Genomic DNA, 26,438 nt, shown 5'->3' with positions numbered 1-26,438 from the left:
TGGCCGCGAGCATCGGCGGTCAACCCGATCCCCGGGCTAGGGCCGGCCGCCGGACGGCGACTCCAGGCCGAGCCGGTCAGCCAGCTCGCCCACCACGGCCGCCAGCGCGGCCGGCACCGGCCGCCGGGTGACCAGGAAGAGGGTGAAGCGGCCCGGCACCGGCGCCGCGGCGACCCGCTCGTCCGGTGCCGCGTACGCGAGCGCGAGCCCGTGCGGCAGCACGACCGGGCAGCCGAGCAGCCGGCCCATCCGCACCGCGGTCTCGCCGGTGGCCGCCGGCTTCGGCCGGGCACCCAGCGCGGAGAGCCGCCGGTGCAGTGCGTCGGCGGACGGGTCGTGGCTGTGCGCCACCACGTCGAGCCCGGCGAACGGCCGGCGGCCGCGCCCGAGGCGTACCCCGGGAGGGGTGAGCAGGGCCAGCCGGTCGGCGGCCACCGGTGTCGCGGTGGCCGTGGCCGGCAGCCGCATCTGGTTGGCGACCGTCACGAAGGCGGCGTCGAGCGACCCCTCGCCCACCCACTCGACCAGGCGGTCACCGTGGTCGGTGACCTGGTGCAGCGTCGCCTCCCGGAGCAGGTCGGCCAGCGCGGGAAACAGCCACGCGGCCAGGCTCGGAAAGGTGCCGACGCTCAGCACCTCGCCGCGCGCCGCCGCGCGGGTCCGGTCGAAGATCGCCTCCAGGTGGCCGAGCACGTGGACCGCCTCCGCGGCCAGGGCCCGCCCGGCCGGGGTCGGTCGCGCCCCCGTGGTGTCCCGGTCGAAGAGCCGCTCGCCGATCCGCCGCTCCAGCGCCGCCAGCCGGTTGCTCGCGGCGGGCTGGCTGATCCGCATCTCGCGCCCCGCCGCGCCGAGGGAGCCGTGCCGCGCCAGCGCCGCCACGAGCCGCAGATCCTCGACCGTGGGTAGGGAGCTCATAGGCCCAGGTTATGAGGCTAACGGTCGAACCGCCAGCTACCGGGCGAGCGGCCGGGACCAGAGGATCGAACCCGTGAACACCCGCCGGGACATCGCCGCCATGCTCACCACCACCTTCGTCAGCTGGCTGGGGCAGCGCACCACCGCCGTCGCGCTGCCCCTGGTCGCGCTCGCCGAGACCGGCTCGGCCTGGACCACCGGCCTGGTCGGCGGCGCGGTCGGGCTGCCCATGCTTACCTCCGCCTGGTGGGCGCGCGGCCTGCGGCAGCGGCTGACCACCGGACGGGCCCTCGCCGGGGTGCTCGCGATCCAGGTGCTCGGCCTGCTCGTCGTCCCGGTCGGCGCGGCGGTCGGCACCGTCGGTCCGCTGCACCTGGCCGCCGCCGGGCTGATCACCGGGGCCGCCACCGCGCTGGGCGGGCCGGGCCAGCGGGCCCTGCTCGCCGACCTCTGCGCCGACGCCGACGTGGCCGCCCGGATGCTGGCCTGGCAGGACCTCGCACACCGCAGCACCATGATCCTGGCGCCACCGCTGGCCGGCTGGGCAGTCGCCGTCGGCGGGCCGCTCCGGCTGCTCTGGGCGGAGGCGGCCGGCGTCGCCCTCGGCGCGGCCCTGCTGCTGGCCGTCCGGGGCACCGCCGCGCCCGCCGCCGAGGGCGCCACCGGCACGCCCGCCCTCCGGCACGTGTTGGCCCGGCACCCCGAGGTACGCCGTGCCGTGACCATGGCCGGCGTCGGCGGCCTCGTCTGGTTCGCCTTCACCCTCGGGCTCGCCATCCTCGGCGCGGAGACGGGCCGGCCCGGCCTGCTCATCTCGGCGGGCATGACCGGCTACGGCGCCGGGTCGCTCGCCGGGGCGCTGGTCGCGCCCGCGCTCGTACCCCGGCTGCCGCCGCTGGCCACTGTGGCGGCCGGCTGGACCGTGCTCGGCGGGACCTTCGCGGCGCTGCCGGCGGTCACCGCGTCGCTGCCACTCATCGCGATCGTCGCCGGGGCGGGCGGGCTCGCCATGCCGCTGGGCATCGGCGCGGTCAACCGCCTGATCACCACCCGGACCGAGGGCGCGGAACGGCGGGCCGCCTTCGCCGTCGAGAGCCTGGTGCACGACGGCGCCGTCTCGATCGGCCTGCTCGGCGGCGGAGCGGTGATCAGCCTGGCCGGCGCGGGCCCGACGCTCGTCGTGGCGGGAGCCGCCCAGGTCGCCGTCGGTCTCCTCGCAGGGCCCTGGCTGTTCCCGCCGCCGAAGCCGGCCCCGGTCCCGCCTCCCGGCCGGCCTGTTCGGGACCGGGTGGCCGCGTAACCGGCCGTCCTGCGTCCCGCCTCCCCGCCGGGTGGCGTGAGACCGGGTGGCCGCCTGACCGGCCGGCCGTCCCGCGGACCCCTGCGGCCCGTGCCTCGGCGATAGGCTCGCCCGGTGACCCGCCCTCCGGCCGACCTCGTTCCCGCCGGGGTGCCGGCTCAACCGCTGGCGCACAACCCGCTGAACGGCGTCACCGGCGGGATCTGGCGGACCCGTCGCGCCGGGCGGCCCGCGGTGCTCAAGCTGATCGCGCCGCCGGGTGCCGGCGCCGGGCCGGCCCACTGGGCCGCGAGTGACGATGCCGGGCACTGGAACTACTGGCGGCGGGAGGTGGAGGCGTACCGGAGCGGGCTGGCCACGACCTGCTACGCGGACGCTGGTCTCGTCGCTCCGGACCCGCTGGCGATCGACGACCGTCCGGACGGGACGGTCGCGCTCTGGTTGACCGAGGCGGTGGGCCGCCCGGGCACCGCCTGCACCGTGCCGGACCTCGCCGACCTGGCCCGGCGGCTCGGCTCGGCCCACGCCGCGTGGCTTGCCGGGCCCGGTGAGCCGGCCACCCCGCGATACGACTGGCTGGCCCGGGACTGGTTGCGTGACTACACGCTGAGCCGGCCGGTCACCGAGCCGGTGCCCTGGGACCACCCGGTCGCCGTGGCGACCTGGCCGGTGACGCTGCGGGACGACCTCCGCCGGCTCTGGGAGCAGCGGCAGGCCGTGCTGGCGGCCACCGACCGGCTGCCCCGTACCCTCTGCCACCACGACCTCTGGCCGACGAACCTGGTGTTCGCCGACGGCGGCCCGGTCCTGCTGGACTGGTCCTTCGTCGGCCCGGGGCCCATCGGTGAGGACGCGGCCAACCTGATCCTGGACACCTTCTTCGACGGTCTGGTGGACGTGGCGCTGCTGGCCGACGTGGCGGACGCCGTGCTGGACGGCTACGTCGACGGCCTGCGCGGGACCGTCGATCCGGCGCTGGTCGCCCGCGCGGTACGGCTCAGCGGCGCGGCCAAGTACTTCTGGCTCGCGCCCGTCATGCTCAACCGGGCCGGCGGCGCCACCGGCCAGACCTACGACCGGCGCGACGAGGCGGCGATGTTCGCCGGCCGTCGCCCGGTCCTGGAACTCCTCGCCCGCTGGGCGGCCACCTCGCTCGACTGAACCACGGCTCAGGCCAGGTCGAACAGGGTGGCCGCGCTGCCCCAGCAGACCGCCCGCAGCCAGTCGTCGCCCAGGTCGAGCCGGGTCAGGGCGTCGAGCTGCTCCGCGTACGGGTAGGGGATGTTCGGGAAGTCGCTGCCCAGCAGCACCTTCCCGGCCAGCCCCAGCTCGCGCAGCCGCGGCAGCTCCGCCGCCGGGAACGGCATGAACCGGTCGAAGAACGACGTGAACGCCATCGTCGTGTCCAGCCGCACGTGCCGGTACCGCTCGGCCAGGTCCAGGAATTCCGCGTAGTCGGGCGCGCCCAGGTGCGCCACGATCGCGGCCAGCGTGGGATGCCGGGCGAGCAGCGCGGCGAACGACGCCGGCCCGGTGTGCGCCGTGCCGACCGGTGCGTGCCCGGCGTGCACCACCACCGGCACGCCGGCCTCGGCCAGCAACCCCCACACGGCGTCCAGCGCCGGGTCGTCCGGTGCGAAACCGCCCACCTGGACGTGCACCTTGAACACCCGGGCGCCGGCCGCGAGGGCGTCCGCCACGTAACGCGCGGCCGCCGGCTCCGGGTAGAAGGTCGCCGAGGGCAGGCAACCCGGGGTACGCGCCGCGAAGTCCAGCGTCCACGCGTTCAGCGACTCGGCCATGCCGGGCCGGTGCGGGTACGCCAGCGCGCTGAACGCCCGCACGCCGAGCCGCCGCAGGTGCGCCACCCGCGCCTCGTCGTCCCACCGGTACCGGATCGGCCACTCGGTGCCGACCAGCGGTCCGGCCGCGTCGAAGTACGCCCACACCTTGCGCAGCATGCGCGGCGGCAGGAAGTGGGTGTGCACGTCGGCGAGACCGGGCAACCCGAGCCGGCGCCAGAACTCCGGCACGGCCGCGTCCCGCGCCGGCGGCCGGCTGTGGTCCGCCGGCCCCGCGTCGCCGTCAGGCAGGTCCGTCACACCTCTATGTTGAAGCGTTGCAGCACCGAGGGCGCGACCAGCCCCACCGCCGCCAGCACGGCGAGCACGGTTAGCGCCGCGCGCAGGACGATCGTCTCGGCCTTGCTCCCGGTGCGCAGGGCGATGCCGTTGGGCAGCCCGATCATCGTCCACATCCGCCGTTTGATCGGGATGGGCCAGAGAATCGGCACCCCCGCCTTGGTGATCATGTCGCCGAGGATGTGCACGAAGCAGCCCACCCCGACCGCCGTGCCGATGAGGGGATAGCCCCGGTCGCCGGGCAGGTTCGCGAAGGTGAACCAGGCCGCGGCCGCCGACAGCAGAGTGACGACCACCCACCCGGCCCGCTCGGCCCACTCGTCGAAGAGCCCGCGCAGCGCCAGCCCGATCATGAAGAAGAGGATGCTGACCACTGCCCACTTGCCGTACGCGGCGCAGAGCGCGGTGGTGCCCCAGCCGATCAGCAGGGTGAACGGGATGGTGTGGGTGAGCGTCCGGTGCCCGTTGTTGCGGCGCGGATCCTTGCTGAGCTTGGTCGCGTAGTAGACGCCCAGCGAGATCTTCTCCATCACCTCGGCGATGAAGAGGCTGAACACGCCGAAGGTCCGGGCCACGGTGGCGCCGCCCTGGTTGCGGGTCACCTTGCCGGACAGGTCGAGGTCGGGGAAGAGGGCCCCGCCCGCACAGACCGCGGTGCCGACCGCCAGCGCGAGCGGTGTCTGGTGGTAGTCGGCGAACTGGTCCAGCGCCCAGGAGCCGGTCAGCCACACCGCCGCGCCGGACAGCGCGTGGGATGGTCCCATCATCTCGGCTCGCCCTCCCCGGAGATCTTGATCGACAAAACTACGCCACTGTAGTTAGTCCTCGGGCCGCGGGGCATCACCCGGACGGTCCACTGGGGAGAGGGTCCCTGGACGGCCGGCGGGCGCCGCCGGATCATCAGGAAGTATGTCGGGCCGGCCGCGCCGGGCCGGGGCATCTGTCGGTGATGGGACGCCGGGGTTGTCAGCCGGCCGCGTGGGTGGAGCGACCCGGCCGGAAGCTGTCCCGGATGAGCGCCAACTGCGTGGCCGCGGCGGACCAGTCGGCGTCGGAGGTGGTCCAGCCCAGCGTCCACCCGCCGGCGTCGCCGGGCAGCACCCGCAGCGCGTGCATCCGCTCCCCGTACGGGGCGGTCCAGCGGCATTCCCACTCCGCGCCGCCGCCCACGGCGGCCAGCCGCACCTGCTGGTAGCCGGGCAGCCGGCCGTCGGTGGTCAGCTCCCGTTCGGCCGCCCGCAACTGGTTGAGCGGGTCACCGCCGGCCGGATAGGGCTCGACCCCGAGGATCCGCCGCGTGGTCGGGTCCTGGAAGCAGGTGGTGCTGCCGGATCGCAGGTGCAGCCAACCGGCCGGCACCGCGACCCGGAAGCCGGCGGAGTCGGCGTACCAGATCCAGCCGGCCGGGAGCGTGAGCGCCGCGTCGGCGGGCGGCGAGCCGGCCCGCACCGTGTTGCCCGCCGCGTCGGGCCGGACGCACGGGAACGGCGGCGGGGGTACGCCGGGCGGCGGTCCGCCGCCGGGCCGGCCGGGCGGGTGTCCCCACGGATCACCCTGCGCCTCGCCGTGCGGGTCGCCGCCCGGCGTCCCGTCGTGGTCGTGGGTGACCGCCAGCGCGGTGCCGATCCCCGCCGCCACGGCGAGCACGGCCGCGGCCGTCGCGAGCGCCCAGCGCCGCAGGGCCGCCCGGCGCCGCCGGCTCAGGCACTCTCCGGCCCCGCCCGGGGCCGGTGCGCCGTCCGGGTGGTCGGCGCCGGCCGTGCCGGCGGCCACGCTGGTGGCGGGGCCGGCGAGTGCCCCGCTGATGGTGGCGGAGGTGCCGGTCGCCCCGCTGATGGTGGCGGAGGTGCCGGTCGCCCCGCTGGTGGGCGCGGGCTCGCCGGGGCCGCCCCCGCCGGGCCGCCCGGGGCCTTCCGCGGCTCCGGGCCGTCCGGCGGCCAGCGGCAGGGTGGCGTCGCGGTTCCGTTCGGCCGGCGGCGCCCACTCGCTCCGGCGCGCGGCCCGGCTCCACTCACGGGCGGCGGCGGCCGGCGGCATCACGTCCGGATAGCTGCGCTCCGGAGGTGGCACCCCGGTCGCGTCGGCGCTGTCCCAGTCCGGCCAGCCGGGCACGTCGACGGTCGGCGCCGTGGCGGCCGCCAGCAGCCGGGCCGCGTCGTCGTGGCCGAACCGGTGGCGCGGGTCGCGGCGCAGCAGCCCGACCAGCACCGGCGCCAGCGGGCCGGCGTGCGGCGCCGGGTCCGGCGGCTGGCTGGCCAGCGCGGCCAGCGTGGCCATGGCGGTGCTGCGGGCGTACGGGGACCGGCCCTCCACGGCCGCGTGCAGGGTGGCGCCCAACGACCAGAGGTCGGCCTCGACGCTGGACACCCCCTCGGCGGCCCGCTCCGGGGCCACGTACTGGGGGGAGCCGAGGACCAGGCCGGGGCGGGTCATCATGCCGTCGCCGCCGTCGAAGACGGCCAACCCGAAGTCGGTGAGCAGCACCCGGCCGTCCCGGGCCAGCAGCACGTTGGCGGGCTTCACGTCCCGGTGCAGCACGCCCGCCTCGTGCGCGGCGCGCAGCGCGGCCAGCACCGCCAGCCCGATCCCCGCGGCCCGACGCGGGTCCACCGGCCCGTCCGACTCGATGATCTCCTGCAACGACCGGGACGGGACGTACTCCATCACGAGCCACGGGTCGCCGTCGACCCGGACCACGTCGTAGACCCGGACCACGTTGGGGTGGCTGAGCCGGGCGGACGCGCGCGCCTCGCGGAGCGTCCTGCCACGCAGCTCGTCGCGTTCGTGCGGGGCGAGCCAGCCCGGTGGCACCACCTGCTTCACCGCCACCTCGCGGTGCAGCATCTCGTCCCGGGCCCGCCAGACCCGGCCCATCCCGCCGCGGCCGACCAGGTCGAGCAGGCGGTACCGGCCGGCGATCATTACCTGCTGCACCGCACTCCTCACCGCTGGTCGATGTCCACAATAGCCAACGGATCGGACAACACCTATCGCCCGTGAGGGCGGCGCGTTCAGCTCGCGGCGCCGGCCAGCAGATTCCCCTCCGGAATGGCGACGGCGCTGCGGCCACCGGCCAGCAGCGCCGCCGCCCGGCGGGTCTGGAACGCGCCGTGCTCCCGGCGGGCGGTGGCGTAGCTGCCGGCCGTCCGGGCGGCGATGGCGGACCAGGCGTAGCGCCGGGCGACCACGGTGCGGGCCCGGCGGGCCACCCGGCGGGCGAAGACCTCGTCGCCGAGCAGCCGGTCGACCGCGCCGGCCAGCGCGTCCGGGTCGCCGTGCGGGAAGGTCACCCCGGTCACCCCGGGTTCGACGATCTCGGCCAGGCCGCCGGTGTCCGCCACCGCGAGGGGAGCGCCCGCGGCCGCCGCCTCCAGGGCGATCATGCCGAACGGCTCGTAGAGGCTGGGGACCACCGTCGCGTCGGTGGCGGCCAGGACGGCGGGGAGCTGGGTGGCGTCCAGGAAACCGGCGAACCGGACCGTGTCGGCGAGGTGCAGCCGGTGCGCCTGGTCGACCAGTTCGTCGCGGTACGGGCCGTCGCCGGCGATCACCACCCGCAGGCCGGGGTGCCGGTCGCGCAGGTACGGCACGGCGTGCACCAGGTGCTGCACGCCCTTCTCGTAGACCAGCCGGCCCGCGTAGCCGACCAGCGGGCCGTCGGCGGCGAACCGGGCGCGGGCGGCGGAGACCGCGCGGGGGCGGGCGTGCCAGGCCCGGTCGTCCACCCCGTTGGGGACCACGTCGATCCGCCCGGCCGGCACGTCGAACAGCCGCCCCACCTGGTCGCGCATGTAGCCGGAGCAGGCGATCACCCGGGTCGAGGCGTTGCTCAGCCAGTGTTCGACGCCGTGGATGGTGCGGTTCATCTCCTCGGGCAGCCAGCCCTGGTGCCGGCCGGCCTCGGTGGCGTGGATCGTGGTGATCAGCGGCAGGTCCAGGTGCTCGGCGAGGGTGACGGCGGTGTGCGCGACCAGCCAGTCGTGGGCGTGGATGACGTCGTACGCGCCGGACTCGGCGGCGCGCAGCGCCACCCGCGTGAGCGTGTGGTTGAACGCCATGGTCCAGGCCAGCAGCGAGTCGGTGGCGAGCGGGAACCGGACCGGGTCCTCGGCGGCCCGCAGGACGCGCACGCCCTCGGCGTACTCCTCCAGGGGGACGCCCTCGGCGTGCCGGGTGACGACGGTGACCTCGTGGCCGGCGGCGGCCAGGGCGACGGAGAGCGCGTGCACGTGGCGGCCGAGGCCACCGACGAGCACGGGTGGGTACTCCCAGGACAGGATCAGCACCCGCTGGCGCCGGGCGGGCTGGATGTCGATCACTTCGGCGTCAGCGGACATGCGGCCCCCTTGGAGTTGTGGTTCCCGCACCGCCAGACGGCACCGCGTCGGGCGCGTCGTGGGGTCGCAGCCCATCCTGCCCAGCGGTCGATAACCAGCGGCGACGCGCCGGTTGCCGGTCTGTAACGCGTTACCCCCGAAGGCGCCGGACGCGCAGCAGTTCGGCCACCGACCACGCCTGGAACGGGCAGCCGGTGGCGGCGTGCGGGGCGAGCCCGTCGGCGGTCTCGCTCACCGAGCCCAGGCCGTACTCGGTCAGGTGCCCTTCGAGGCCCACCAGCAGGTCGTCGGTGCGCAGGCCGGCCCGGCGGTACGCGTCGACGAACGGCCCGATCAGCCAGGGCCAGACGGTGCCCTGGTGGTAGCCGGAGTCCCGCTCGGCCGGGCCGCCCCGGTGCCGGCCCACGAAGCCGGGGGAGTCGGGGGAGAGGCTGCGCGGGCCGAGCGGGGTGAACAGCCCCTCGGTGACCCGGCGCAGGGTGGTCTCGTCCGGTGCGAGGGGCGCGTACGGCAGCGACCAGGCGAGCAGCTGGTTGGGGCGGAGCAGGTCGTCGTCGTGGTGCGGCGCCCCGCCGAGCGGGTACGCGGGCGCCGGCGCGTCCACCACGTCGTGCAGCCAGCCGGCCGGCGTGGGGAAGCGCTCCCGGAACGCGGCGGCGGCCCGCTGGTGCCGGCCCCAGAGCTCGGTGGCGTCCCGGCCGGCCAGCTCGGTCAGCTCGGCGAGCCCGGCGAGCCCGTTCACCCAGAGCGCGTTGACCTCGACCGGCTTGCCGGTGCGCGGGGTGACCGGCACCCCGTCGACCCGGGCGTCCATCCAGGTGAGCGCGACGTCCGGCGGCCCGCCCTGGGTGAGCAGGCCGTCGGCCGGGTCGACGCCGATGCCGTAGCGGGTGCCCGCCACGTGCGCGGCCACCACGCCCTCCAGCGCCGGCAGCAGCTCCACCCCGAGGTCGGTGTCCCCGGTGACGGTGACGTGCCGGTTCACCGCGTGCAGGAACCACAGCGTCGCGTCGACGGTGTTGTGCTCCACCCGCCCGGTGTCGGCGGTGTTGGCGAGCATCCCCTCCGACAGCGTGGCCGCGTACGCCCGCAGCAGCTCCCGCCCCTCGTCGCCCCGGCCGGTGCGGAGGAGGAGCCCCTCGTAGGAGGTCATGGTGTCCCGCGACCACGCCCCGAACCAGGGATAGCCGGCCACCACGTCCGGGCCGGTACGGGTGTGCACCACGAAGGCGTCGGCGGCCAGGGCGAGGGTCGCGTCGACGTCGTCGTCCGGCTTCGCCGCGGCCACCACCGCCCGGTGGCGCCGCCGGGCCGCCTCGACCAGCGCGGTGGCCGGCGGGGGCTCCTCGGCCAGGTCGTCCGCCCAGGCCAGCACGGACACCTCGGCGCCCGGCTCGTCCAGGGAGCCGGAGAACCGGCCCGCGTACCAGAGGTCCTCGTCGGGGTGCAGCCCGCGCGCCGCCTCCTCCCGGTGGCGCACGCCGAGCCACCACTGCCCCTCCGGGGTCCAGCCCGGCCCGGCCAGCCGGAACGCGCCCTCCACCACCGCGCCGCCGGCCACCTCCTCCAGCCGGGGGGACGGGCCGTCCGCCCGCCGCTCGCCGTGCGCGTCGCGCCAGGTGCAGGCCGCGGCCAGGTCCAGCCGGACCGGGCCGCCGGAGACCAGCCGGTGCACCACCGCCACGCAGGACCGGCCGTACGCCATGGCGATCTCCCGCTCGATCACCACGTCGCCGACCCGCCAGCGCCAGCGGGGCACCCCGTCGGTGAGGTCGAAGCGCTCCAGCAGCTCGAACCCGCGCGGGTCGACCACACCCGGGGACCACTCGTGCGCGCCGAGCCGGACCTGCCGCCCGGACGGCAGGGTCACCGCCGGGTCGAGGCTGACCAGGCCCACCTTGCGGGCGGCCGGCGTCTCCCCGGCCACCACGAGCAGCCCGTGATAGCGCCGGGTACGCAGCCCGGCGACCGTGCCCATGGCGTAGCCGCCCCGCCCGTCGGTGACCAGCCACTCCCGCGTCGACGAGGCGGACAGGTCCCCGCAGACCTGCGGACCGAAGCAAATGTCGATCAACTTTCCTCCACCACCGGCGGGGTGTCACCCGCCACGACGACAATGGCCCCTGTGGAGAAGTACCCCGGCGGCGTCGAAGATGTGCAGGTGATCACTGACGGCCCGACCTCCGCGACCCCCGACCCCGAGCGGCACCGGCTGGCCCAGGCCGACGCCGGGGAGCAGGACTGGCGCGCATGGGGTCCCTATCTGTCCGAGCGGGCGTGGGGGACGGTACGGGAGGACTACAGCGAACACGGCACGGCCTGGGACTACTTCCCACACGATCACGCGCGGTCCCGAGCCTACCGGTGGAACGAGGACGGCATGGCCGGCGTCTGCGACGACCGGCAGACGTTCTGCTTCGCCCTCGCCCTGTGGAACGGCCGGGACCCGATCCTCAAGGAGCGGATGTTCGGCCTCGGCGGTGACGGCGGCAACCACGGGGAGGACGTGAAGGACTACTGGTGGTACGAGGACTCCACGCCGACCCACTCCTGGATGCGCTGGCGCTACCACTACCCGCAGGCCGCCTTCCCCTACGACGAGCTGGTGGCCGTGAACGCGCTGCGCGGCCGGGACGACACCGAGTACGAGCTGGTCGACACGGGGATCTTCGACGACGACCGGTACTGGGCGGTCACCGTCGACTACGCCAAGGCGTCGCCGACCGACCTGTGCGTGCTGGTCACGGTGGCCAACCGGGGGGACACCGACGAGACCCTGCACGTGCTGCCCACCCTCTGGTTCCGCAACACCTGGGCGTGGGGGCTGCCCGGCGGCGACCGGGTGCCGAAGCTGACCGGGGCGGGGTCCCGGCTGGTCGGCGAGCACTGGGTGCTCGGCCAGCTCGTGCTGGAGGGCGACGGCACGCCCACGCCGCTGCTCTGTGACAACGACACCAACGCCGAGCGGCTGTGGGGGCTGCCCGGGCGGTCGGCGTACCCGAAGGACGGGATCAACGACCACGTGGTGGCCGGCGCGGCCACCGTCAACCCGGACCGGGAGGGGACCAAGGGCGCGCTGCACTACGTGCTGGACGTGCCGGCCGGCGGGCAGCGGCAGATCCGGCTGCGGCTCACCCGCACCGCACCGCCCCCGGCGAACGACCCGCCGCCCCCGGCCGACCTGGGCGACGGGTTCGACACGGTGCTCTGGGCTCGGCGCGCGGAGGCGAACCGGTTCTTCGACAGCGTCATCCCGGCCGCCGCGAGCGCCGACGAGGCGCTGGTGGCCCGGCAGGCCATCGCCGGGCTGATGTGGGGCAAGCAGTTCTACCACTTCGACGTGAAGCGGTGGCTGGAGGGCGACCTGGGCTCCACGCCGCCGGCCGGCCGCCGGCACGGGCGCAACAGCGCCTGGTGGCACATGAACAGCTTCGACGTGATCTCCATGCCGGACCCGTGGGAATACCCCTGGTACGCGGCCTGGGACCTGGCCTTCCACTGCGTGACCATCGCCCGGGTCGATCCCGGCTTCGCCAAGGAACAGCTGCTGCTCCTGCTCCGCGAGTGGTACCTGCACCCGAACGGGCAGATCCCGGCGTACGAGTGGGCGTTCGGTGACGTGAACCCGCCGGTGCACGCCTGGGCGGCGCTCAAGGTGTTCGAGATCGACGGCTCCTCCGACCACGAGTTCCTCGCCCGGGTGATGCACAAGCTGCTGCTCAACTTCACCTGGTGGGTCAACCGGAAGGACACCGGCGGCAACAACGTCTTCGAGGGCGGCTTCCTCGGGCTGGACAACGTCGGCCCGTTCGACCGCTCGGCCGCGCTGCCGGTGGCCGGGGTGCTGGAGCAGTCCGACGGCACCGGCTGGATGGCCATGTACGCGCTCAACCTGCTCGACATGGCCGTCGTGCTGGCCGAGCACGACCGGGCGTACGTGGACACCGCGACGAAGTTCTTCGAGCACTTCGCGTACATCGCGGCGGCCGCGTACGACCAGGGGCTCTGGGACGACGAGGACGCGTTCTTCTACGACGTGCTGCGGCAGGCCGACGGCACGAAGGTGCCGCTGAAGGTCCGCTCGGTGGTCGGGCTGCTGCCGCTGGCCGCGGTCACCCGGCTCACCGCGCGCACCCTGCGCCGGCTGCCCGAGCTGGGCGCCCGGCTGCGCTGGTTCCTCACCAACCGCCCCGAGTACGCCGAGGTGGTCGGCGCCCGCCGGCTCGGCCCGGACGGCCGGCAGCAGCGGCTGCTGTCGATGGTCGGCCCCGACCAGGTGGTGCGCCTGCTCGCCCGGATGCTCGACACCGACGAGTTCCTCTCGGAGTACGGGCTGCGTACGCTCTCCCGCGCCCACCTGGACAAGCCGTTCACGGTCACTCTCGGCGGCCAGGAGTTCAGCGTCGGCTACGAGCCGGCCGAGTCGACGAGCGGCCTGTTCGGCGGCAACTCCAACTGGCGCGGTCCGATCTGGATGCCGACCAACTTCCTGCTGATCAGCGCGCTGCGCGACTACGCCGCCTTCTTCGGCGACGACCTGCAGGTGGAATATCCGACCCGGTCCGGGGTGAAGCGCACCCTCGACGAGATCGCCGACGACCTGTCGGCCCGGCTGATCTCGCTGTTCACCCGGGACGGCTGGGGGCGGCGGCCGATCTACGGCGCGGCCCAGCTCTTCCAGACCCACCCGGACTGGCGGGATCTGATCTGCTTCCCGGAGTACTTCCACGGCGACAACGGCGCCGGCCTCGGCGCGTGGCACCAGACCGGGTGGACGGCCCTGGTCGCCGACCTGATCCTCACGCTGCGCCGCTGATCCGGGGCGCGGCGGCGATGCCGGTGCCGCGGTTCCTGGTCCGGGTGCCCTGAATTTGGCGCAGCACAGAAACTGTGGCCGGCGGCCCGCTCAATTGAACGGGCCGCCGGTAGATTCAACGCTCGAATTTCAACGGGTTTTGGCCAGCGTGCACATATTCCACGTCGGCGACCAGCCGGTGGCGACCTTCCACGTGGCGGCATCAGGCAGGCTGTAGTTCACCTTCGCCCAGGCCTGGGCATTTTGGCTGCACGTGCGTTGGAAAGTGGGTCCGAAACAGGCCGTCGTCTGGTGGGCGGTGAGGTAGCTGAAGTTGCAGGAAACGGTGGAGAGAGCCTGCCCGACGGAGTACAGGGTCAGCGTCGGCGCCTGGATCTGGATCGTGCTCGACCTCGTATTGGTCACCGTGACGACGGCCTGGGTCGCCGTGTTGTTCACGACCACGCAGACACTGACGGCAGCGATCGAAGTGTCCGAACTGGCCTGCGAGCAGTGCCATTTGGACGTGTAGGTGTAGGGCTGCCAGCCGGGGGCGGCTTGGGCCGATGCCGGAAAGGCAAGGATTGCGGCCAGCATCGAAGCCAGGGCAACAATGAGGCGAGAGAGGGTGGGTCGCATTAAGCGGCTCCTCAGTTAGTCCCCGTTAATTACGCACCCTTTTATATACCCGCGTTGCGACGATGGTCAATACCATCGTTGTCGGGCGTCGATGTTTCGGGGGGTCCGCAGTTTCCGACTGGACAAGCCGTCCGCGGTCATCCTGCTGAGGGTGGGGCGCGACGGAACCGCCGCGCCCCACCACCTCAGGGCAGCGGGAGGAACGCCACCCGGGCGTGGTACTCGCCGGCCACCGTGACGGTGTCGCTGCCGACCCAGAGGCCCCGGTCGGTGGCGTACAGCTCCTGGGTGCCGACGCCCCGGTCCTTGGTCGGGTTCCAGGGCAGGGCCTTGCCGGTGGTCGGGTGGATCGCTCCGATCCCCGGCCGGGACACCGCGCCCGGGCCGGCCGAGTCGCGCCCGAGCGGGTTGTCCAGCCAGCGCTGGTGGCCGCCCACGTAGACCGCCGCGCCGGTGATCGCCACCGAGAGCAGCGTGTCGCCGCCGGTGTAGTTCGCCCAGGTCGGCTGCTTGCCGCCGGTCTCGGCGCCGAACTCGAAGCGGGACGCCGTGTCGCACAGCGTGCCCGGGAACGCGGCGCCGGTGGTGACCGCCACGAACCAGGTGCCGTCCGCGGAGATGTCGACCCCGCGCAGGTAGGTGGGCATGGTCTTGGCGCACTGCGGCTGGTAGCGGTCGGTCGACCAGCCCGAGAGGGTGGCGCCGGTCGCGGTCAGGTTCGCCACGGCGAGCTGGTGGCGCGCCGCGCCGGAGACCGAGCTGAAGTTGCCCACGAAGACGAGCCGCCGGCCGTCCGCGGAGACGTCCAGCGCCTCGATCTTGACCGGCGAGGTGGCCCCGGAGGTGGTCTTCCGGGCGCCCTCGACCCGCAGGTTGATCGACGCGTCGGCGGCGCCGGTGGTCGCGTTCAACGCGGCCAGGGCCCGTCGCGTCACCCCGCCCACGGTCTGGAACGCGCCGCCGAGGATGAGCCGGTTGCCGACCAGCCGCATGTCGTTGACCTGGTTGTTGAGCGCGGCCGGGGCGAAACCGGCGACCCGGGCGCCGGTGGCCGCGTCGACCCGGGCCACCCGCGGTGCGGCCACGCCGTTGACCGTCGTGAACGCGCCGCCGAGGTAGAGCGAGCGGCCGTCCGGCGCGGCGGCGAGCGCCTTGACCGTGCCGTTGACCACGGGCCGGAACGTCGTGTCGACCCGGCCGGTGGTGGCGTCGAAGGCCACCAGTCGCGGCATCGCCAGCTGGGCGGTCTGCCCGGCGTCGCGCACCTTGGTGAACGAGCCGGCCACGTACACCCGGTTGCCGATCTGGAGCATCCGGTACACGGTCCCGTCGAGGGCGTGCGGCGTCCAGTCCACCGGGTTGGTACCGACCACGGTGGAGTGTGTGGCGTTGACCGCGAGGGCGGGGGACGGGGGGAGCGCGCCGCCGGCGGCGGCGAGCGCGGCCACGACGGCGGTGGCCGCCCTCCGGCGACGCCGGCGCCGGGCCGGGGTCGCGCGGGGATGATCGCGTGAGGTCGTCATCGCCGAAGCATGCCGCCCGGGGCGGGGTCGGCGCAGTCGGGTTCCCGCCGCTGGTCGCACGGCGTTCGGCCAGTCCGGACGGTCCGTCCGTCCGGTCCGGGATGATCTTGTCGGCCGATCCCGTCCGGCGCGCCGGAAACCCGGCTGCCGGGGCGGGGCGGAGGCAGTACCGTGTCCCGGTCCGGCACACGGGAGGAGTATGCGATGCCACAGCGCCGGGAGGCCGCCGTGCTGGTCTTCGACGCCGACGACACGCTCTGGGAGAACAACGTCCTCTTCGAGCGGGTCATCGACGACTTCCTCACCTGGCTGGACCATCCGACGCTGGACCGGACGGAGATCCGGACGGTGCTCGACGACATCGAGCGGGCCAACGCGGTCGCGCACGGCTACGGCAGCAAGGTCTTCCTGCGCAGCCTGGGGGAGTGCCTGGAGAAGCTGCGCGCGCGCCCCGCGACCGACCGGGAGCGCGCCGAGATCGACGACCTGGCGGCGGCGCTGGTCGGCCACCAGGTCGAGCTGATGCCCGGCGTGGCGGAGACCCTCGACGACCTGGCCACCCGGCACGAGTTGCTGCTGCTCACCAAGGGGGAGCGCGAGGAGCAGCAGCGCAAGCTCGACGCCTGCGGCCTGCTGCACCACTTCCGTGCCGCGCACATCGTCCCGGAGAAGGACGTCGACACCTACCGCTGGCTGGCCCGGGAACACGCCTTCGACCCGGCCACGGCCTGGATGGTCGGCAACTCCCCGCGCTCGGACATCCTGCCCGCCCGCGCCGCCGGCCTGAACGCGGTCTTCATCCCCAACGAGAACACCTGGGTGCTGGAACACGACGAGCTGGACCCGGCCGACCGCGGGGTGATCCGGCTGGCCGCCTTCCCCGACCTGGTCCGGCACTTCTGATCCGGCGGGTAACGTCCCAGGCGTGCCGCTGACCTTCCCCTCGCACCTGGCGCCGGTGCTGCCGTTGAAGCTCTGGCGGCCGCACTGGTTCGACGGGGTGGCGCTGGCCACCGGCGCCGTCGCGCCGGACGTGGGCTACCTGTTCACCGGCACCGGGCTCGCCCCCGGTCTGCGCACGCACACCCTCGGCGGGCTGCTCTGGTGGTGCCTGCCGGTCGCCCTCGGGTACGCCTGGATCGTCCGCCGGGTGATCGCCGGGATCGCCGTGCACCTGCCCGGCCAGCGGCTGTTCGGCTGGCCCGACCACGCGGCGCTGGCCGGCGTCCGGCATCCCTGGCAGGTCACCGTCTGCTCGGCGCTGATCGGCGCGTTCAGCCACATCGCCTGGGATCGCGTCACCCACACCGACCGGTGGCCGCGCCTGCTCGGCATCGCCGACTTCCACGCCCTGACCGGGCTCTACTGGTGGCAGGTGGCGGACGTGGTGGGCACCGTCGGCGGCGGGCTGCTGGTCGCCGTCCTGGCGGTGCGCGCCGCCCGGCGGGGGGAGATCGTCGCCGGCGCCCGGCCGCCGGCGCCGCCGACCCGGCCGGGAATGTTCTGGGGGGTGGCCCTTGCGGTCACCGGACTCGGGGCGCTGCTGCTGCCGGGCCTGCCGGCGGCCACCGTCGCGGCGCCGGCCGGGGTACGCCTGCTGCACCTCGCGGCGGTCGCGCTGATCGCCGGGGCGGCCGCGGCGGGGGCCCTGACCGGGCCCTCGCCCGATGCCGGGCACAGCCGTCGCCTCGAACACAAACAGCGCTGGTCCGGCTGACCCTGTTACGCCGACATGCCGTATTTCAACGTTGGCATCAATCACATTTCCCCGGGCCCGGCCAACCTTGTCCGACCTGCGAGAACCTGCTTAACCTGAGCCCGCGCCCACGCCTCTTCGGGGTGAGTCGGGGGCGCGCCGAAGTCCGGTAGTTGGGCACCGTGGAGCTGAGTGCATGCGGGCCGGCTCGCCGCGTTGAGCCCGGCGTTGGCGGCGTGCCACGCCCGCCGTGCTCGCCAACGGCGAAGACCGCTACCACGCCGGACGGCTGGGGTCAGGACCGGGGAGTTGCGGACCCGGTCCTGACCCGTCCGGCCACCTCCGCCATCCCACGAAGACCGACCGGACCGGGGACGCTGCCTGGCCCCGTCCCGTGCGAGGATCCTCCGCGTGAAGCCGACGAGTGCCGCCCGGCTGACCTCGCTGCCACCGCGTGCGCGGCAGGTCGTCATCGTCACGGGCGAGGGCTGGCGCACCACCCACGCCACCCTGGAGGCGTACGACCGCGTCGGTGACGACTGGCGGCCGGCCCTGCCCCCGCTGCCCGCCCGGATCGGCGCCGACGGGTTCAGCGACCGGCACGTCGAGGGCGTGCCCACCACCCCGACCGGCGTCTACGCCGTCGGCCCCACCATCTACGGCATCGCCGCCGACCCGGGCGTGCGCCACCCCTACCACCGGGTGGCCGTCGACGACTGGTGGAACGCCGAGCCGGACTCCCCGCACTACAACAGCTTCCAGCGCTCCGCCGCGCGGTTGGGCGGCCAGAGCGAGGCGCTGTGGCGGGAGGACCCGGCGTACACGCACTTCGCGGTGATCACCTACAACATGCCGCCGACCGTCCCGGCCCCGGTGCCCCACGCCGGCAGCGGCATCTTCCTGCACCAGTTCGGCGGCGCCGAGGGCAACCCCACAGCCGGCTGCGTGAGCCTGTCCCACGAGCACCTGGTCGCGGTGCTCACCTGGCTCGACCCTGAGGCGGCGCCGCACGTCGTGCTCAGCCCAGCCGAGTGCCTCGACCGCTACTGACCCGCCCCCACGAGCCGCCAGGACCGCCTCCGATGGACACGATCAGCACCGGCCAGCCGCCCGCCGGGAACGCCGCCAGCACCTGCTACCGACACCCGAAGCGGGAGACGCTGCTGCGCTGCAGCCGCTGCGACCGCCACATCTGCCCGGACTGCATGCGCGAGGCGCCGGTCGGCCACCGCTGCCCCGACTGCGTCCGGGCGGACAACCGTACGGTCCGGCAGGCCCGCACGGTCTTCGGCGGCCGCCCGGTCGCCCGGCCGCTGGTGACGTACGCGCTGGTCGCCCTCATCGTGCTGGCGTACCTGGTCGAGCTGGTCCACCCGGCCGTGCTCGACCGGTTCGACAGCCTGGGGACCGGGCTGGTCGACGACGCCGGCCAGCGCTACGTCGACGACGGCGTCGCCCACCCGGGGTACGAGCCGGTCGGGATCGCGCACGGCGAGTGGTACCGCCTGCTCACGTCGTCGTTCCTGCACCTGCTGCCCACCCAGGGCGTCCTCGGCTTCCTGCACATCACCTTCAACCTGTGGTGGCTGTGGGTGCTCGGCCGGGTGGTCGAGGACCGTCTCGGGCACGCCCGGTACCTGGCCGTCTACCTGCTCTCCGCGCTGGGGGGCGGGGTCCTGGGCTTCCTGGTCTCCCCGCACCAGGCGGCGGTCGGCGCCTCCGGCGCGGTCTACGGCCTGGCCGGCTGCTACGTGGTGCTCGCCCGGCGGCTGCACCACCACCCGATCGAGCCGCAGCGGGTGCTCATCCCGTTCGTGATCTGGATGGTGCTCTCCGCCGGCTGGACCTCCTGGGAGGGGCACCTGGGTGGCCTGCTGGCCGGGGGCCTCGTCGGCCTCGGGTTCGCGTACGCCCCGGCCCGGCGGCGGACCGCCGTGCAGGTGGCGGTCACCGCGGCGGTCGCCGTGCTGCTCGTCGCGCTGGTCGTCGTGAAGTCGCTCGCCCTCACCGGCTGACCGTCGCCGGGCGCCGCCGGCGGGCGGAGAAATGGCTCTGGTGGACGGGGGCGGCCCGGCGCGACACTGAACCATGACGCCTCAGCGCGTACCACTGCTCGCCGGCCTGGTCGTGCTGCTCGCGGCGGCCTGCACGGTGACCGACCACGACGGCGCCGCCCCGACGACCGCACCGGCGGCCGGCACCACGGCCGCCGCGACCACGCCCGCCGCCACCACCCCCGCCGCCACTCCGGCCGTGACCACCAGCGCGGCGCCCGTCGAGGGCGCCTGGCGGGTGACCTACGGCTGGGACGTGCCCACGGCACCCGCCCGGGTGACGCACCAGGTCCGGGTGCCGGTCACCCCGGCGCCGGGGGAGCCCCTGCCGGTCCTGGTCGAGGTGCGGGTCGGCGACCACCCGGCCGAGGGGTTCAGCCGGATAACCTTCGCCTTCCTCGGCCCGACACCGTCCTACCAGGTCGGCTACGTCCCGCAGGTGTGGACGGAGGGTCGCGGCGCGCCCGTCGACCTGCCCGGCACGGCCTACCTGTCGGTGCGGTTCGACCCGGCGCAGGCGCACGACGCCCGCGGCGCCGGGACGGCCGCCCTGCCGCCGGCGCGGATCGGCTACCCGACGCTGCGCGGCTGGGCCGCGGCCGGCGACTTCGAGGGCCACCTCAGCTTCGGCCTCGGGCTGCGGCCACCGGCGGGCGGGACGCTGCCGGTGCGGCTGGGCGAGGCCACCCGCCCCGACGGCACCCACGTCGTCGCGGTCGACGTGCGACGTGGCTGACGCGCGCGCGGACCGACCGCGCCGCCCGGTGGCCGGCACGGTCGGGCACGTGGGTCAGCCGACCTCGCCGCGGACGATGGCCACCGCGACCCGGCAGAACTCGTCCATGTCCGGGTTGAACCCCGCGGCGATGTCCGGGTGCAGCCCGGCGCGGGTCTCGTCGAGCAGCCGACGGCAGACCTCCTCCACGGGCTCACCCGCGTAGCCGGCGCGGACCCGGTCGGCGGCCGCCTGCAGGGCCGAGGTCAGCTGATCCTCCAACGGGCCGCGCAGCTTCTGCTGCACAGGGTCGAGCCCGCTCGGATCGAGCGTGACATGTGGCTCCGACATCGGCGCTCCCTTCTTCGGCGACCGCGGTACCCCACCGCGGTCGTCGGTCAAACCATCCTCGGTACGGCCGCCACCCGGACCTGGTACGAGAAGTCCTCCGCGGGCTCCTCGACGTAGGACAACCGGCGGATCTGCCGGTCGTCGGACCAGAGAGCGACGTCGACCAGCACCCCGAGGTGGGCCAGGCCGATGTTCGCCACCCGCTTCTTGTCCTGCAGCACCGCGCAGACCCCGCCCACCAGCGTGCTGGCGTCGGAGGTGCGGTGCCCGGGCGGGCAGCGCAGGGTCACGTCCACCTCGACCGGACCGGTGAGCGGCGTCCACCCCGTGCGCTGGGCCGCCGTGCAGGCGGCCTGGAGCAGGGCGCGGACCCTCGTCGCCTGCCGGTGCCCGGCGGCGAAGATGGACAGGGCCTCGGTCTTGACCGGGGGCAGGCCGCTCACCTCGAACGTCAAGGCGAGAGCGCGGGTGTCCTGCACGACGGCACCTCCTCGTGGGGATCCTGCCCAACCGGTGGGACCGCAGAAGGGAGTTCGCGCGAGAACCAACCGATCGGACGGGCTGGGGTCGGCCGGAGGCGTATCGACTTCGACGGCGACGCGCTGGCTGCGGAGCTACGGAAACGCTAGACCACCGGAAGCACGCTGGGTAGCTCGCCGTTCACTGCTTGGGACGGGCCGGGAAGGCGCAGAACTCGTTGCCCTCCGGGTCGGCCAGCACCCACCAGGAGGTCGCCGGGGTGGGCTCGCGCAGCAGGGTGGCCCCGGCCGCGATGAGCGCGGTGACGTCCGAACCGGTCAGCTCGACGTCCCAGTGGACCCGGTTCTTCACGCGCTTGCGCTCCGGCACGGGGTCGAAGACCCAGTGGTCCCAGGGGAAGCCCGCCGCGCCGACCACCGACGCGGCACCCTCGGCGGCGGTCTCCACCCGCCCGCCGGTCACCCGCGCCCACCAGGCGGCCTGTGCGGCCGGGTCGGCGCTGTCCACCACCAGCTCGAACCCAGCCGGCCGGGCGCCCTCGCGCGGGGCGAACGCGCAGAACTGATTGCCCTCCGGGTCGGCCAGCACCCACCAGCTGATCTCGGCGTCCGGCTCGCGGACCAGGCGCGCCCCGGCGGCCAGCAGCGCGGCCGGCTGCGCGTCGGCCAGCCGCAGGTCGAGGTGGACGCGGGTCTTCCCGGTCCGCGGCTCGGGCACCGTGTTGACCCAGATGGATTCGGCGGGCGAGGCGGCGCGGGGGTCGATCCGGGCGTCGCCGTCGCCCGTGTCGACCAGTTCCCCGCCGAGGATGCCGGCCCAGAAGCCGCCGAGCCGCCGGGCGTCGCCCGCGTCCATGCAGATGTCCTTGAAGCGCGCGATCATCCGGCCATCATGCCGGCCGGGTCGGACATCCACCGGGTGCCGGGCGGCCGGGAGCGGCCGGGCCGACGCCCGTGATCCGCACCACAGCGCCGGCTGTCGAATCCGTCTCGTGACCGTCAGGTTTCGCTGCGTGGCTGCCAGGGCACTGTCTGGCCCACGAAACGTCCCGGGGCGCCCGCTCGACCATCGGCGCCCCGACCGTCTCGCCGTGCGCCGGGGCACGGGTGACTCCCCGGTTCTTCGCCGAAGAGAGGGGGAGGGCGATGACGGCAGACCCCGACAGGGCCGCCCGGAGGCGGCCGGCCCGGCGTGCGGCGGCGGCAGCCGCCGCACTCGCGTTGGTGGCCCCGCTTGCCGCCTGCGGTTCGGGCGGCGAGGGCGGCACGCCCACCATCAACCTGTACTACCCGCCCGAGCAGAACCTGCAGAAGGTCGTCGACGACTGCAACGCCCAGGCCCAGGGGCGCTACCGGATCGCCTACCGGGTGCTGCCGCGGCAGGCCGACGACCAGCGGGTGCAGATGGTGCGGCGGCTCGCGGCGCAGGACCCCGGGATGGACGTGCTCGGCCTCGACGTCACCTGGACCCAGGAGTTCGCCAGCGCCGAGTGGATCCGGGAGTGGACCGGCCAGGACAGGGCCGAGGTCGAGCAGGGCACCCTCGCCGGCCCGCTGGACACCGCCCGCTACGAGGACAAGCTCTACGCCGCGCCCAAGAACACCAACGTGCAGCTCCTCTGGTACCGCAGCGACCTCGTGCCGGAGCCGCCGAAGAGCTGGGACGAGATGATCTCCGCCGCCCAGCGGCTCAAGCAGCAGGGCAAGCCCTACCAGGTGCTCACCATGGGCGCCCAGTACGAGGGCCTCGTCGTCCTCTACAACACCCTGGCCGAGAGCGCGGGCGGCAAGGTGCTCAGCGACGACGGCAAGAAGGCCGTGATGGACGAGGGCACGGTGCGGGCGCTCGACCAGCTGAAGAAGTTCGCCACGTCGGGCGTGACCTCGCCGTCGTTCAGCAACGCCACCGAGGACCCGGTCCGGCTGGAGTTCCAGTCCGGCTCCGGCGCCTTCCAGGTCAACTGGCCGTTCGTGTATCCGGCCATGCAGGAGGCCAACCCTGAGCTGGCGCAGAAGGTGAAGTGGGCGCGGGTGCCGGGCGTCGACGCGAACACCCCGAGCAAGGTCACCATCGGCGGGGTGAACATGGCCGTCAGCTCCTACTCGAAGCACCCGACGGAGTCCTTCGAGGTGGCGAAGTGCATCCGCAACGCCGAGCACCAGAAGTTCTCCGCGGTCAACGACGGGGTGCCGCCCACCATCGAGGCGGTCTACGCCGACCCGGAGATGGACAAGGCGTACCCGATGAAGGAGACCATCCTCGAGGAGCTGAAGGAGCCGGCGGTCCGGCCGCTGACCCCGGCGTACCAGAGCATCTCCACGGTCATGTCGGCGATCCTGTCGCCGCCGTCGGCGATCCGGCCCGAGCAGACCGCCGACGAGCTGCGCGACGCCATCGCCGACGCCCTCGAATCGAAGGGGGTCCTGCCATGAGCGTCAACGCCACGCCCGCCGGCGCGGACGTCGCGGCGGACGCCGAGCGTTCCGCCGGCCGGCACGCCGCCGTGCCCGCCCAGCGGGCCCGCCGCGGGTCGAAGCCGCCGCTGAGCGAGAACAAGCGCGCCGAGCGGCGCCTCGGCTTGCTGCTCTGCGCGCCGGCCGCGCTGGTCATGGTGCTGGTCACCGCCTACCCGATCCTCTACTCGTTCTGGTTGTCGCTGCAGCGCTTCGACCTGCGCTTCCCCGATGAGCGCGAGTTCGTCGGGCTGGAGAACTACGTGACCGTGCTGACCAACCAGTTCTGGTGGACGGCGTTCGGGGTGACGGCCCTGATCACGGTGGTCACCGTGGCGATCGAGCTGGTGCTCGGCATGGGCCTGGCGCTGATCATGCACCGGACGCTGGTCGGCCGGGGCATCGTCCGCACCGCGGCGCTGATCCCGTACGGCATCGTCACGGTGGTCGCCGCCTTCTCCTGGCGGTACGCCTGGACACCCGGCACCGGCTACCTGGCCAACCTGTTCGACGGCAGCGCCCCGCTGACCGAGCGGGCCAGCTCGCTGGCGATCATCATGCTGGCCGAGATCTGGAAGACCACCCCGTTCATGGCGCTGCTGCTCATGGCCGGGCTGGCGCTCGTGCCGGAGGACCTGCTCAAGGCCGCCTCCACCGACGGCGCGACGGCCTGGCAGCGGTTCACCAAGGTGATGCTGCCGGTGATGAAGCCGGCCATCCTGGTCGCGCTGCTGTTCCGCACTCTGGACGCGTTCCGGGTGTTCGACAACATCTTCGTGCTCACGGCCGGCGGTAACGAGACCTCGTCGGTGTCGATGCTCGCCTACAACAACCTGATCCGGGGGTTGAACCTCGGCATCGGCTCCACGATGTCGGTGCTGATCTTCCTAACCGTGGCGATCATCGCGTTCGTGTTCGTGAAGCTGTTCGGCACCGCTGCCCCCGGCAGCGACGACGGGGAGAGGCGCTGACATGGCAGTCGAAACCACCACGCGGGCGAAGGTGCGCTGGGGCCTGCTGGACGTCATCGTCGTCGTCTTCGCGCTGGTCCCGGTGCTCTGGATCGCCTCGCTGTCGTTCAAGACCCCGGCCACCCTCACCGACGGGAAGTTCTGGCCGCGGGAGTGGACGCTGGACAACTACCGGACGATCTTCGAGACCGACCAGTTCGTCCGGGCCCTGGTCAACTCGATCGGCATCGCGCTGATCGCCACCCTGATCGCGGTGGTGCTGGGCGCGATGGCCGCGTACGCGATCTCGCGGCTGGACTTCCCCGGCAAGAAGCTGCTGGTCGGGGTGTCCCTGCTGATCGCCATGTTCCCGCAGGTGTCGCTGGTGTCGCCGCTGTTCGAGATCGAGCGGCAGCTCGGCATCTTCGACACCTGGCCGGGGCTGATCCTGCCGTACATCACCTTCGCGCTGCCGCTGGCGATCTACACGCTCTCGGCGTTCTTCAAGCAGATCCCGTGGGACCTGGAGAAGGCGGCGAAGATGGACGGCGCCACCCAGGGCCAGGCCTTCCGGCGGGTGATCGCCCCGCTGGCCGCGCCGGGGCTGTTCACCACGGCCATCCTGGTGTTCATCTTCTGCTGGAACGACTTCCTGTTCGCGATCTCGCTGACGTCCACCGAGCGCTCCCGCACGGTGCCGGCCGCGCTGTCGTTCTTCACCGGCGCGTCGCAGTTCGAGGACCCCACCGGGGCGATCTGCGCCGCCGCCGTGGTGATCACCGTTCCGATCATCCTGTTCGTGCTCTTCTTCCAGCGCCGCATCGTCTCCGGTCTGACCTCCGGCGCAGTCAAGGGATAGGTGGTGTTGTCATGGCCGACATCGTGCTGGACAAGGTGAGCAAGCGGTTCCCGGACGGGACGACCGCGGTGCGGGACGTCGACCTGGAGATCGCCGACGGCGAGTTCGTGATCCTGGTTGGCCCCTCCGGCTGCGGGAAGTCCACCACCCTGAACATGATCGCCGGGCTGGAGGACATCAGCTCCGGGGAACTGCGCATCGCGGGGGAGCGGGTCAACGACAAGGCCCCCCGGGACCGGGACATCGCCATGGTCTTCCAGTCCTACGCCCTTTACCCGAACATGACCGTCCGGGAGAACATGGCCTTCCCGCTGCGGCTGGCGAAGCTGGACAAGGAGACCATCCACCAGAAGGTGGAGGAGGCCGCGAAGGTCCTGGAGCTAACCCCGCTGCTGGACCGGAAGCCGGCCAACCTCTCCGGCGGGCAGCGGCAGCGGGTGGCCATGGGACGGGCGATCGTGCGCCAGCCCAAGGCGTTCCTCATGGACGAGCCGCTGTCCAACCTGGACGCGAAGCTGCGGGTGCAGATGCGTACCGTGGTGTCCCGGTTGCAGAAGCAGCTGGGCACCACCACCGTCTACGTGACCCACGACCAGACCGAGGCCATGACCCTCGGCGACCGCGTGGTGATCATGCGGGGCGGCGCGGTGCAGCAGGTCGGCCCGCCGCAGGAGCTCTACGACCACCCCCGCAACCTCTTCGTGGCCGGGTTCATCGGCTCCCCGTCGATGAACTTCCTGCACGCCGCCGTCGAGGACGGGCACCTGCGCACGGCGCTGGGCGACGTGCCGATCGGGGACCGGGTACGCCGGCAGCTCGACGGCGCCGACGCCCCGCGCGAGCTGATCCTCGGCATCCGCCCGGAGCACTTCGAGGACGCCGCGCTGATCGACGACGAGACCCGCCGCCGGGGCCTGGAGTTCGAGGCGCCGGTCGACATCGTCGAGTCGATGGGCTCGGACAAGTACGTCTACTTCACCGTCGAGGGGGAGCGGGCCAGCGCCGCCGAGCTGGAGGAACTGGCCGCCGACGCGGGCGCCGCGGACTTCACCGGGACCGGGTTGAGCCTGGTCACCCGGCTGTCGGCCGAGTCCCCGGTGCGCGAGGGCGAACCGCGGCGGGTCTGGTGCAACCTGGAGAAGATCGACCTGTTCGACCCGGCCACCGGACGGAACCTCACCCTGCACGAGGGGCGGGCGTCGGGCGCGCTGGCCGACTGAGCGGCACCCC

At 73.9% G+C, this 26,438-nt stretch carries 23 protein-coding genes; 12 read left to right on the top strand and 11 right to left on the bottom strand.

What is annotated here, in order from left to right; translation table 11 throughout:
• Positions 1–36 precede the first annotated feature (36 nt).
• Complete coding sequence (locus ACQP12_RS23080; RefSeq protein ID WP_433281956.1) at positions 37–915, bottom strand: LysR family transcriptional regulator; 879 nt, start codon at positions 913–915, stop codon at positions 37–39.
• A 73-nt stretch (positions 916–988) separates the two neighbouring features.
• On the opposite strand from ACQP12_RS23080, the gene ACQP12_RS23075 reads away from it, so the two are divergent.
• Together ACQP12_RS23075 and ACQP12_RS23070 are read left to right on the top strand one after the other, a co-directional pair.
• Complete coding sequence (locus ACQP12_RS23075) at positions 989–2,215, top strand: MFS transporter (protein WP_433281954.1); 1,227 nt, start codon at positions 989–991, stop codon at positions 2,213–2,215.
• 114 nt (positions 2,216–2,329) lie between these two features.
• Entirely contained in the window at positions 2,330–3,376 is a 1,047-nt protein-coding gene (locus tag ACQP12_RS23070; RefSeq protein ID WP_433281952.1) for a phosphotransferase family protein, read from the top strand.
• An 8-nt stretch (positions 3,377–3,384) separates the two neighbouring features.
• Here the strand turns inward: ACQP12_RS23070 and ACQP12_RS23065 are convergent, their stop codons facing one another.
• The 5 genes from ACQP12_RS23065 to ACQP12_RS23045 form a co-directional block, all read right to left on the bottom strand.
• Positions 3,385–4,308: an amidohydrolase family protein gene (locus tag ACQP12_RS23065; protein WP_433289396.1), complete on the bottom strand. Its 924-nt coding sequence runs from the start codon at positions 4,306–4,308 to the stop codon at positions 3,385–3,387.
• 5 nt (positions 4,309–4,313) lie between these two features.
• Positions 4,314–5,123, bottom strand: a complete 810-nt coding sequence (locus ACQP12_RS23060) for a metal-dependent hydrolase (RefSeq protein ID WP_357950287.1) — start codon at positions 5,121–5,123, stop codon at positions 4,314–4,316.
• 199 nt (positions 5,124–5,322) lie between these two features.
• On the bottom strand, positions 5,323–7,290 hold the full coding sequence (locus ACQP12_RS23055; RefSeq protein WP_433281950.1) for a serine/threonine-protein kinase: 1,968 nt from the start codon (positions 7,288–7,290) through the stop codon (positions 5,323–5,325).
• 77 nt (positions 7,291–7,367) lie between these two features.
• Entirely contained in the window at positions 7,368–8,693 is a 1,326-nt protein-coding gene (locus ACQP12_RS23050) for a glycosyltransferase family 4 protein (protein WP_357948173.1), read from the bottom strand.
• 130 nt (positions 8,694–8,823) lie between these two features.
• Positions 8,824–10,767, bottom strand: coding sequence for an amylo-alpha-1,6-glucosidase (locus ACQP12_RS23045; RefSeq protein WP_433281948.1), 1,944 nt, complete (start codon positions 10,765–10,767; stop codon positions 8,824–8,826).
• Between the two features lie 42 nt (positions 10,768–10,809).
• Here ACQP12_RS23045 and ACQP12_RS23040 point away from each other — a divergent pair, with 42 nt between their 5' ends.
• Entirely contained in the window at positions 10,810–13,509 is a 2,700-nt protein-coding gene (locus ACQP12_RS23040) for an MGH1-like glycoside hydrolase domain-containing protein (protein WP_433281946.1), read from the top strand.
• Between the two features lie 129 nt (positions 13,510–13,638).
• Here the strand turns inward: ACQP12_RS23040 and ACQP12_RS23035 are convergent, their stop codons facing one another.
• Both ACQP12_RS23035 and ACQP12_RS23030 read right to left on the bottom strand, forming a co-directional pair.
• A complete protein-coding gene (locus ACQP12_RS23035) occupies positions 13,639–14,127 on the bottom strand; it encodes a hypothetical protein (protein WP_433281944.1) in 489 nt (162 codons plus the stop codon).
• A gap of 185 nt (positions 14,128–14,312) precedes the next feature.
• Positions 14,313–15,650, bottom strand: a complete 1,338-nt coding sequence (locus ACQP12_RS23030; protein ID WP_433281942.1) for a hypothetical protein — start codon at positions 15,648–15,650, stop codon at positions 14,313–14,315.
• 204 nt (positions 15,651–15,854) lie between these two features.
• Here ACQP12_RS23030 and ACQP12_RS23025 point away from each other — a divergent pair, with 204 nt between their 5' ends.
• The 5 genes from ACQP12_RS23025 to ACQP12_RS23005 all read left to right on the top strand — a co-directional run bounded on the left by ACQP12_RS23025 (position 15,855) and on the right by ACQP12_RS23005 (position 20,136).
• Positions 15,855–16,553 carry an HAD family hydrolase gene (locus tag ACQP12_RS23025; protein ID WP_357948184.1) on the top strand — a complete coding sequence of 233 codons (699 nt, stop codon included), beginning with the start codon at positions 15,855–15,857 and terminating at the stop codon, positions 16,551–16,553.
• A gap of 22 nt (positions 16,554–16,575) precedes the next feature.
• Entirely contained in the window at positions 16,576–17,367 is a 792-nt protein-coding gene (locus tag ACQP12_RS23020) for a DUF4184 family protein (RefSeq protein WP_433281939.1), read from the top strand.
• A 390-nt stretch (positions 17,368–17,757) separates the two neighbouring features.
• On the top strand, positions 17,758–18,396 hold the full coding sequence (locus ACQP12_RS23015; protein WP_433281937.1) for a L,D-transpeptidase family protein: 639 nt from the start codon (positions 17,758–17,760) through the stop codon (positions 18,394–18,396).
• A 32-nt stretch (positions 18,397–18,428) separates the two neighbouring features.
• Positions 18,429–19,361 carry a rhomboid family intramembrane serine protease gene (locus ACQP12_RS23010; protein ID WP_433281935.1) on the top strand — a complete coding sequence of 311 codons (933 nt, stop codon included), beginning with the start codon at positions 18,429–18,431 and terminating at the stop codon, positions 19,359–19,361.
• 73 nt (positions 19,362–19,434) lie between these two features.
• A complete protein-coding gene (locus tag ACQP12_RS23005) occupies positions 19,435–20,136 on the top strand; it encodes an AMIN-like domain-containing (lipo)protein (protein ID WP_433281933.1) in 702 nt (233 codons plus the stop codon).
• Positions 20,137–20,190: 54 nt separating this feature from the next.
• Here ACQP12_RS23005 and ACQP12_RS23000 read toward each other — a convergent pair whose 3' ends face one another.
• The 3 genes from ACQP12_RS23000 to ACQP12_RS22990 all read right to left on the bottom strand — a co-directional run bounded on the left by ACQP12_RS23000 (position 20,191) and on the right by ACQP12_RS22990 (position 21,828).
• A complete protein-coding gene (locus ACQP12_RS23000; protein WP_357948198.1) occupies positions 20,191–20,466 on the bottom strand; it encodes a hypothetical protein in 276 nt (91 codons plus the stop codon).
• Between the two features lie 47 nt (positions 20,467–20,513).
• The gene (locus ACQP12_RS22995) at positions 20,514–20,945 is read right to left on the bottom strand and encodes a hypothetical protein (RefSeq protein ID WP_357948201.1); all 432 of its coding nucleotides are present in this window, start codon (positions 20,943–20,945) and stop codon (positions 20,514–20,516) included.
• A gap of 181 nt (positions 20,946–21,126) precedes the next feature.
• Entirely contained in the window at positions 21,127–21,828 is a 702-nt protein-coding gene (locus tag ACQP12_RS22990) for a VOC family protein (protein ID WP_433281930.1), read from the bottom strand.
• Positions 21,829–22,091: 263 nt separating this feature from the next.
• On the opposite strand from ACQP12_RS22990, the gene ACQP12_RS22985 reads away from it, so the two are divergent.
• From ACQP12_RS22985 to ACQP12_RS22970, 4 genes are read left to right on the top strand one after another with little or no spacing between them, the layout of a single operon-like run.
• Positions 22,092–23,378: an ABC transporter substrate-binding protein gene (locus ACQP12_RS22985; RefSeq protein WP_433281928.1), complete on the top strand. Its 1,287-nt coding sequence runs from the start codon at positions 22,092–22,094 to the stop codon at positions 23,376–23,378.
• Positions 23,375–24,370 (top strand): carbohydrate ABC transporter permease, encoded by a 996-nt coding sequence (locus ACQP12_RS22980; RefSeq protein ID WP_433281925.1) that lies wholly within the window; start codon positions 23,375–23,377, stop codon positions 24,368–24,370. Before ACQP12_RS22985 ends, ACQP12_RS22980 begins: the two co-directional genes overlap by 4 nt.
• Before the next feature lies 1 nt (position 24,371).
• Positions 24,372–25,208 carry a carbohydrate ABC transporter permease gene (locus ACQP12_RS22975; RefSeq protein ID WP_433281923.1) on the top strand — a complete coding sequence of 279 codons (837 nt, stop codon included), beginning with the start codon at positions 24,372–24,374 and terminating at the stop codon, positions 25,206–25,208.
• Positions 25,209–25,219: 11 nt separating this feature from the next.
• Positions 25,220–26,428: an ABC transporter ATP-binding protein gene (locus ACQP12_RS22970; RefSeq protein WP_433281921.1), complete on the top strand. Its 1,209-nt coding sequence runs from the start codon at positions 25,220–25,222 to the stop codon at positions 26,426–26,428.
• The last annotated feature ends 10 nt before the right edge of the window (positions 26,429–26,438 follow it).

It is taken from the genome of Micromonospora sp. CA-244673, from assembly GCF_050948395.1.
Classification (GTDB): Bacteria; Actinomycetota; Actinomycetes; order Mycobacteriales; family Micromonosporaceae; genus Micromonospora.
This window is presented reverse-complemented; position numbering and strand designations above follow the sequence as displayed.

What these genes read in the sequence shown, in the direction of transcription:
- ACQP12_RS23080 (WP_433281956.1), bottom strand. Translation starts at nt 915, where the DNA reads ATGAGCTCCCTACCCACGGTCGAGGATCTGCGGCTCGTGGCGGCGCTG.
- ACQP12_RS23060 (WP_357950287.1), bottom strand. Translation starts at nt 5,123, where the DNA reads ATGATGGGACCATCCCACGCGCTGTCCGGCGCGGCGGTGTGGCTGACC.
- ACQP12_RS23050 (WP_357948173.1), bottom strand. Translation starts at nt 8,693, where the DNA reads ATGTCCGCTGACGCCGAAGTGATCGACATCCAGCCCGCCCGGCGCCAG.
- ACQP12_RS23040 (WP_433281946.1), top strand. Translation starts at nt 10,810, where the DNA reads ATGGCCCCTGTGGAGAAGTACCCCGGCGGCGTCGAAGATGTGCAGGTG.
- ACQP12_RS23035 (WP_433281944.1), bottom strand. Translation starts at nt 14,127, where the DNA reads ATGCGACCCACCCTCTCTCGCCTCATTGTTGCCCTGGCTTCGATGCTG.
- ACQP12_RS23030 (WP_433281942.1), bottom strand. Translation starts at nt 15,650, where the DNA reads ATGACGACCTCACGCGATCATCCCCGCGCGACCCCGGCCCGGCGCCGG.
- ACQP12_RS23025 (WP_357948184.1), top strand. Translation starts at nt 15,855, where the DNA reads ATGCCACAGCGCCGGGAGGCCGCCGTGCTGGTCTTCGACGCCGACGAC.
- ACQP12_RS23010 (WP_433281935.1), top strand. Translation starts at nt 18,429, where the DNA reads ATGGACACGATCAGCACCGGCCAGCCGCCCGCCGGGAACGCCGCCAGC.
- ACQP12_RS23005 (WP_433281933.1), top strand. Translation starts at nt 19,435, where the DNA reads ATGACGCCTCAGCGCGTACCACTGCTCGCCGGCCTGGTCGTGCTGCTC.
- ACQP12_RS23000 (WP_357948198.1), bottom strand. Translation starts at nt 20,466, where the DNA reads ATGTCGGAGCCACATGTCACGCTCGATCCGAGCGGGCTCGACCCTGTG.
- ACQP12_RS22990 (WP_433281930.1), bottom strand. Translation starts at nt 21,828, where the DNA reads ATGATCGCGCGCTTCAAGGACATCTGCATGGACGCGGGCGACGCCCGG.
- ACQP12_RS22985 (WP_433281928.1), top strand. Translation starts at nt 22,092, where the DNA reads ATGACGGCAGACCCCGACAGGGCCGCCCGGAGGCGGCCGGCCCGGCGT.
- ACQP12_RS22980 (WP_433281925.1), top strand. Translation starts at nt 23,375, where the DNA reads ATGAGCGTCAACGCCACGCCCGCCGGCGCGGACGTCGCGGCGGACGCC.
- ACQP12_RS22975 (WP_433281923.1), top strand. Translation starts at nt 24,372, where the DNA reads ATGGCAGTCGAAACCACCACGCGGGCGAAGGTGCGCTGGGGCCTGCTG.
- ACQP12_RS22970 (WP_433281921.1), top strand. Translation starts at nt 25,220, where the DNA reads ATGGCCGACATCGTGCTGGACAAGGTGAGCAAGCGGTTCCCGGACGGG.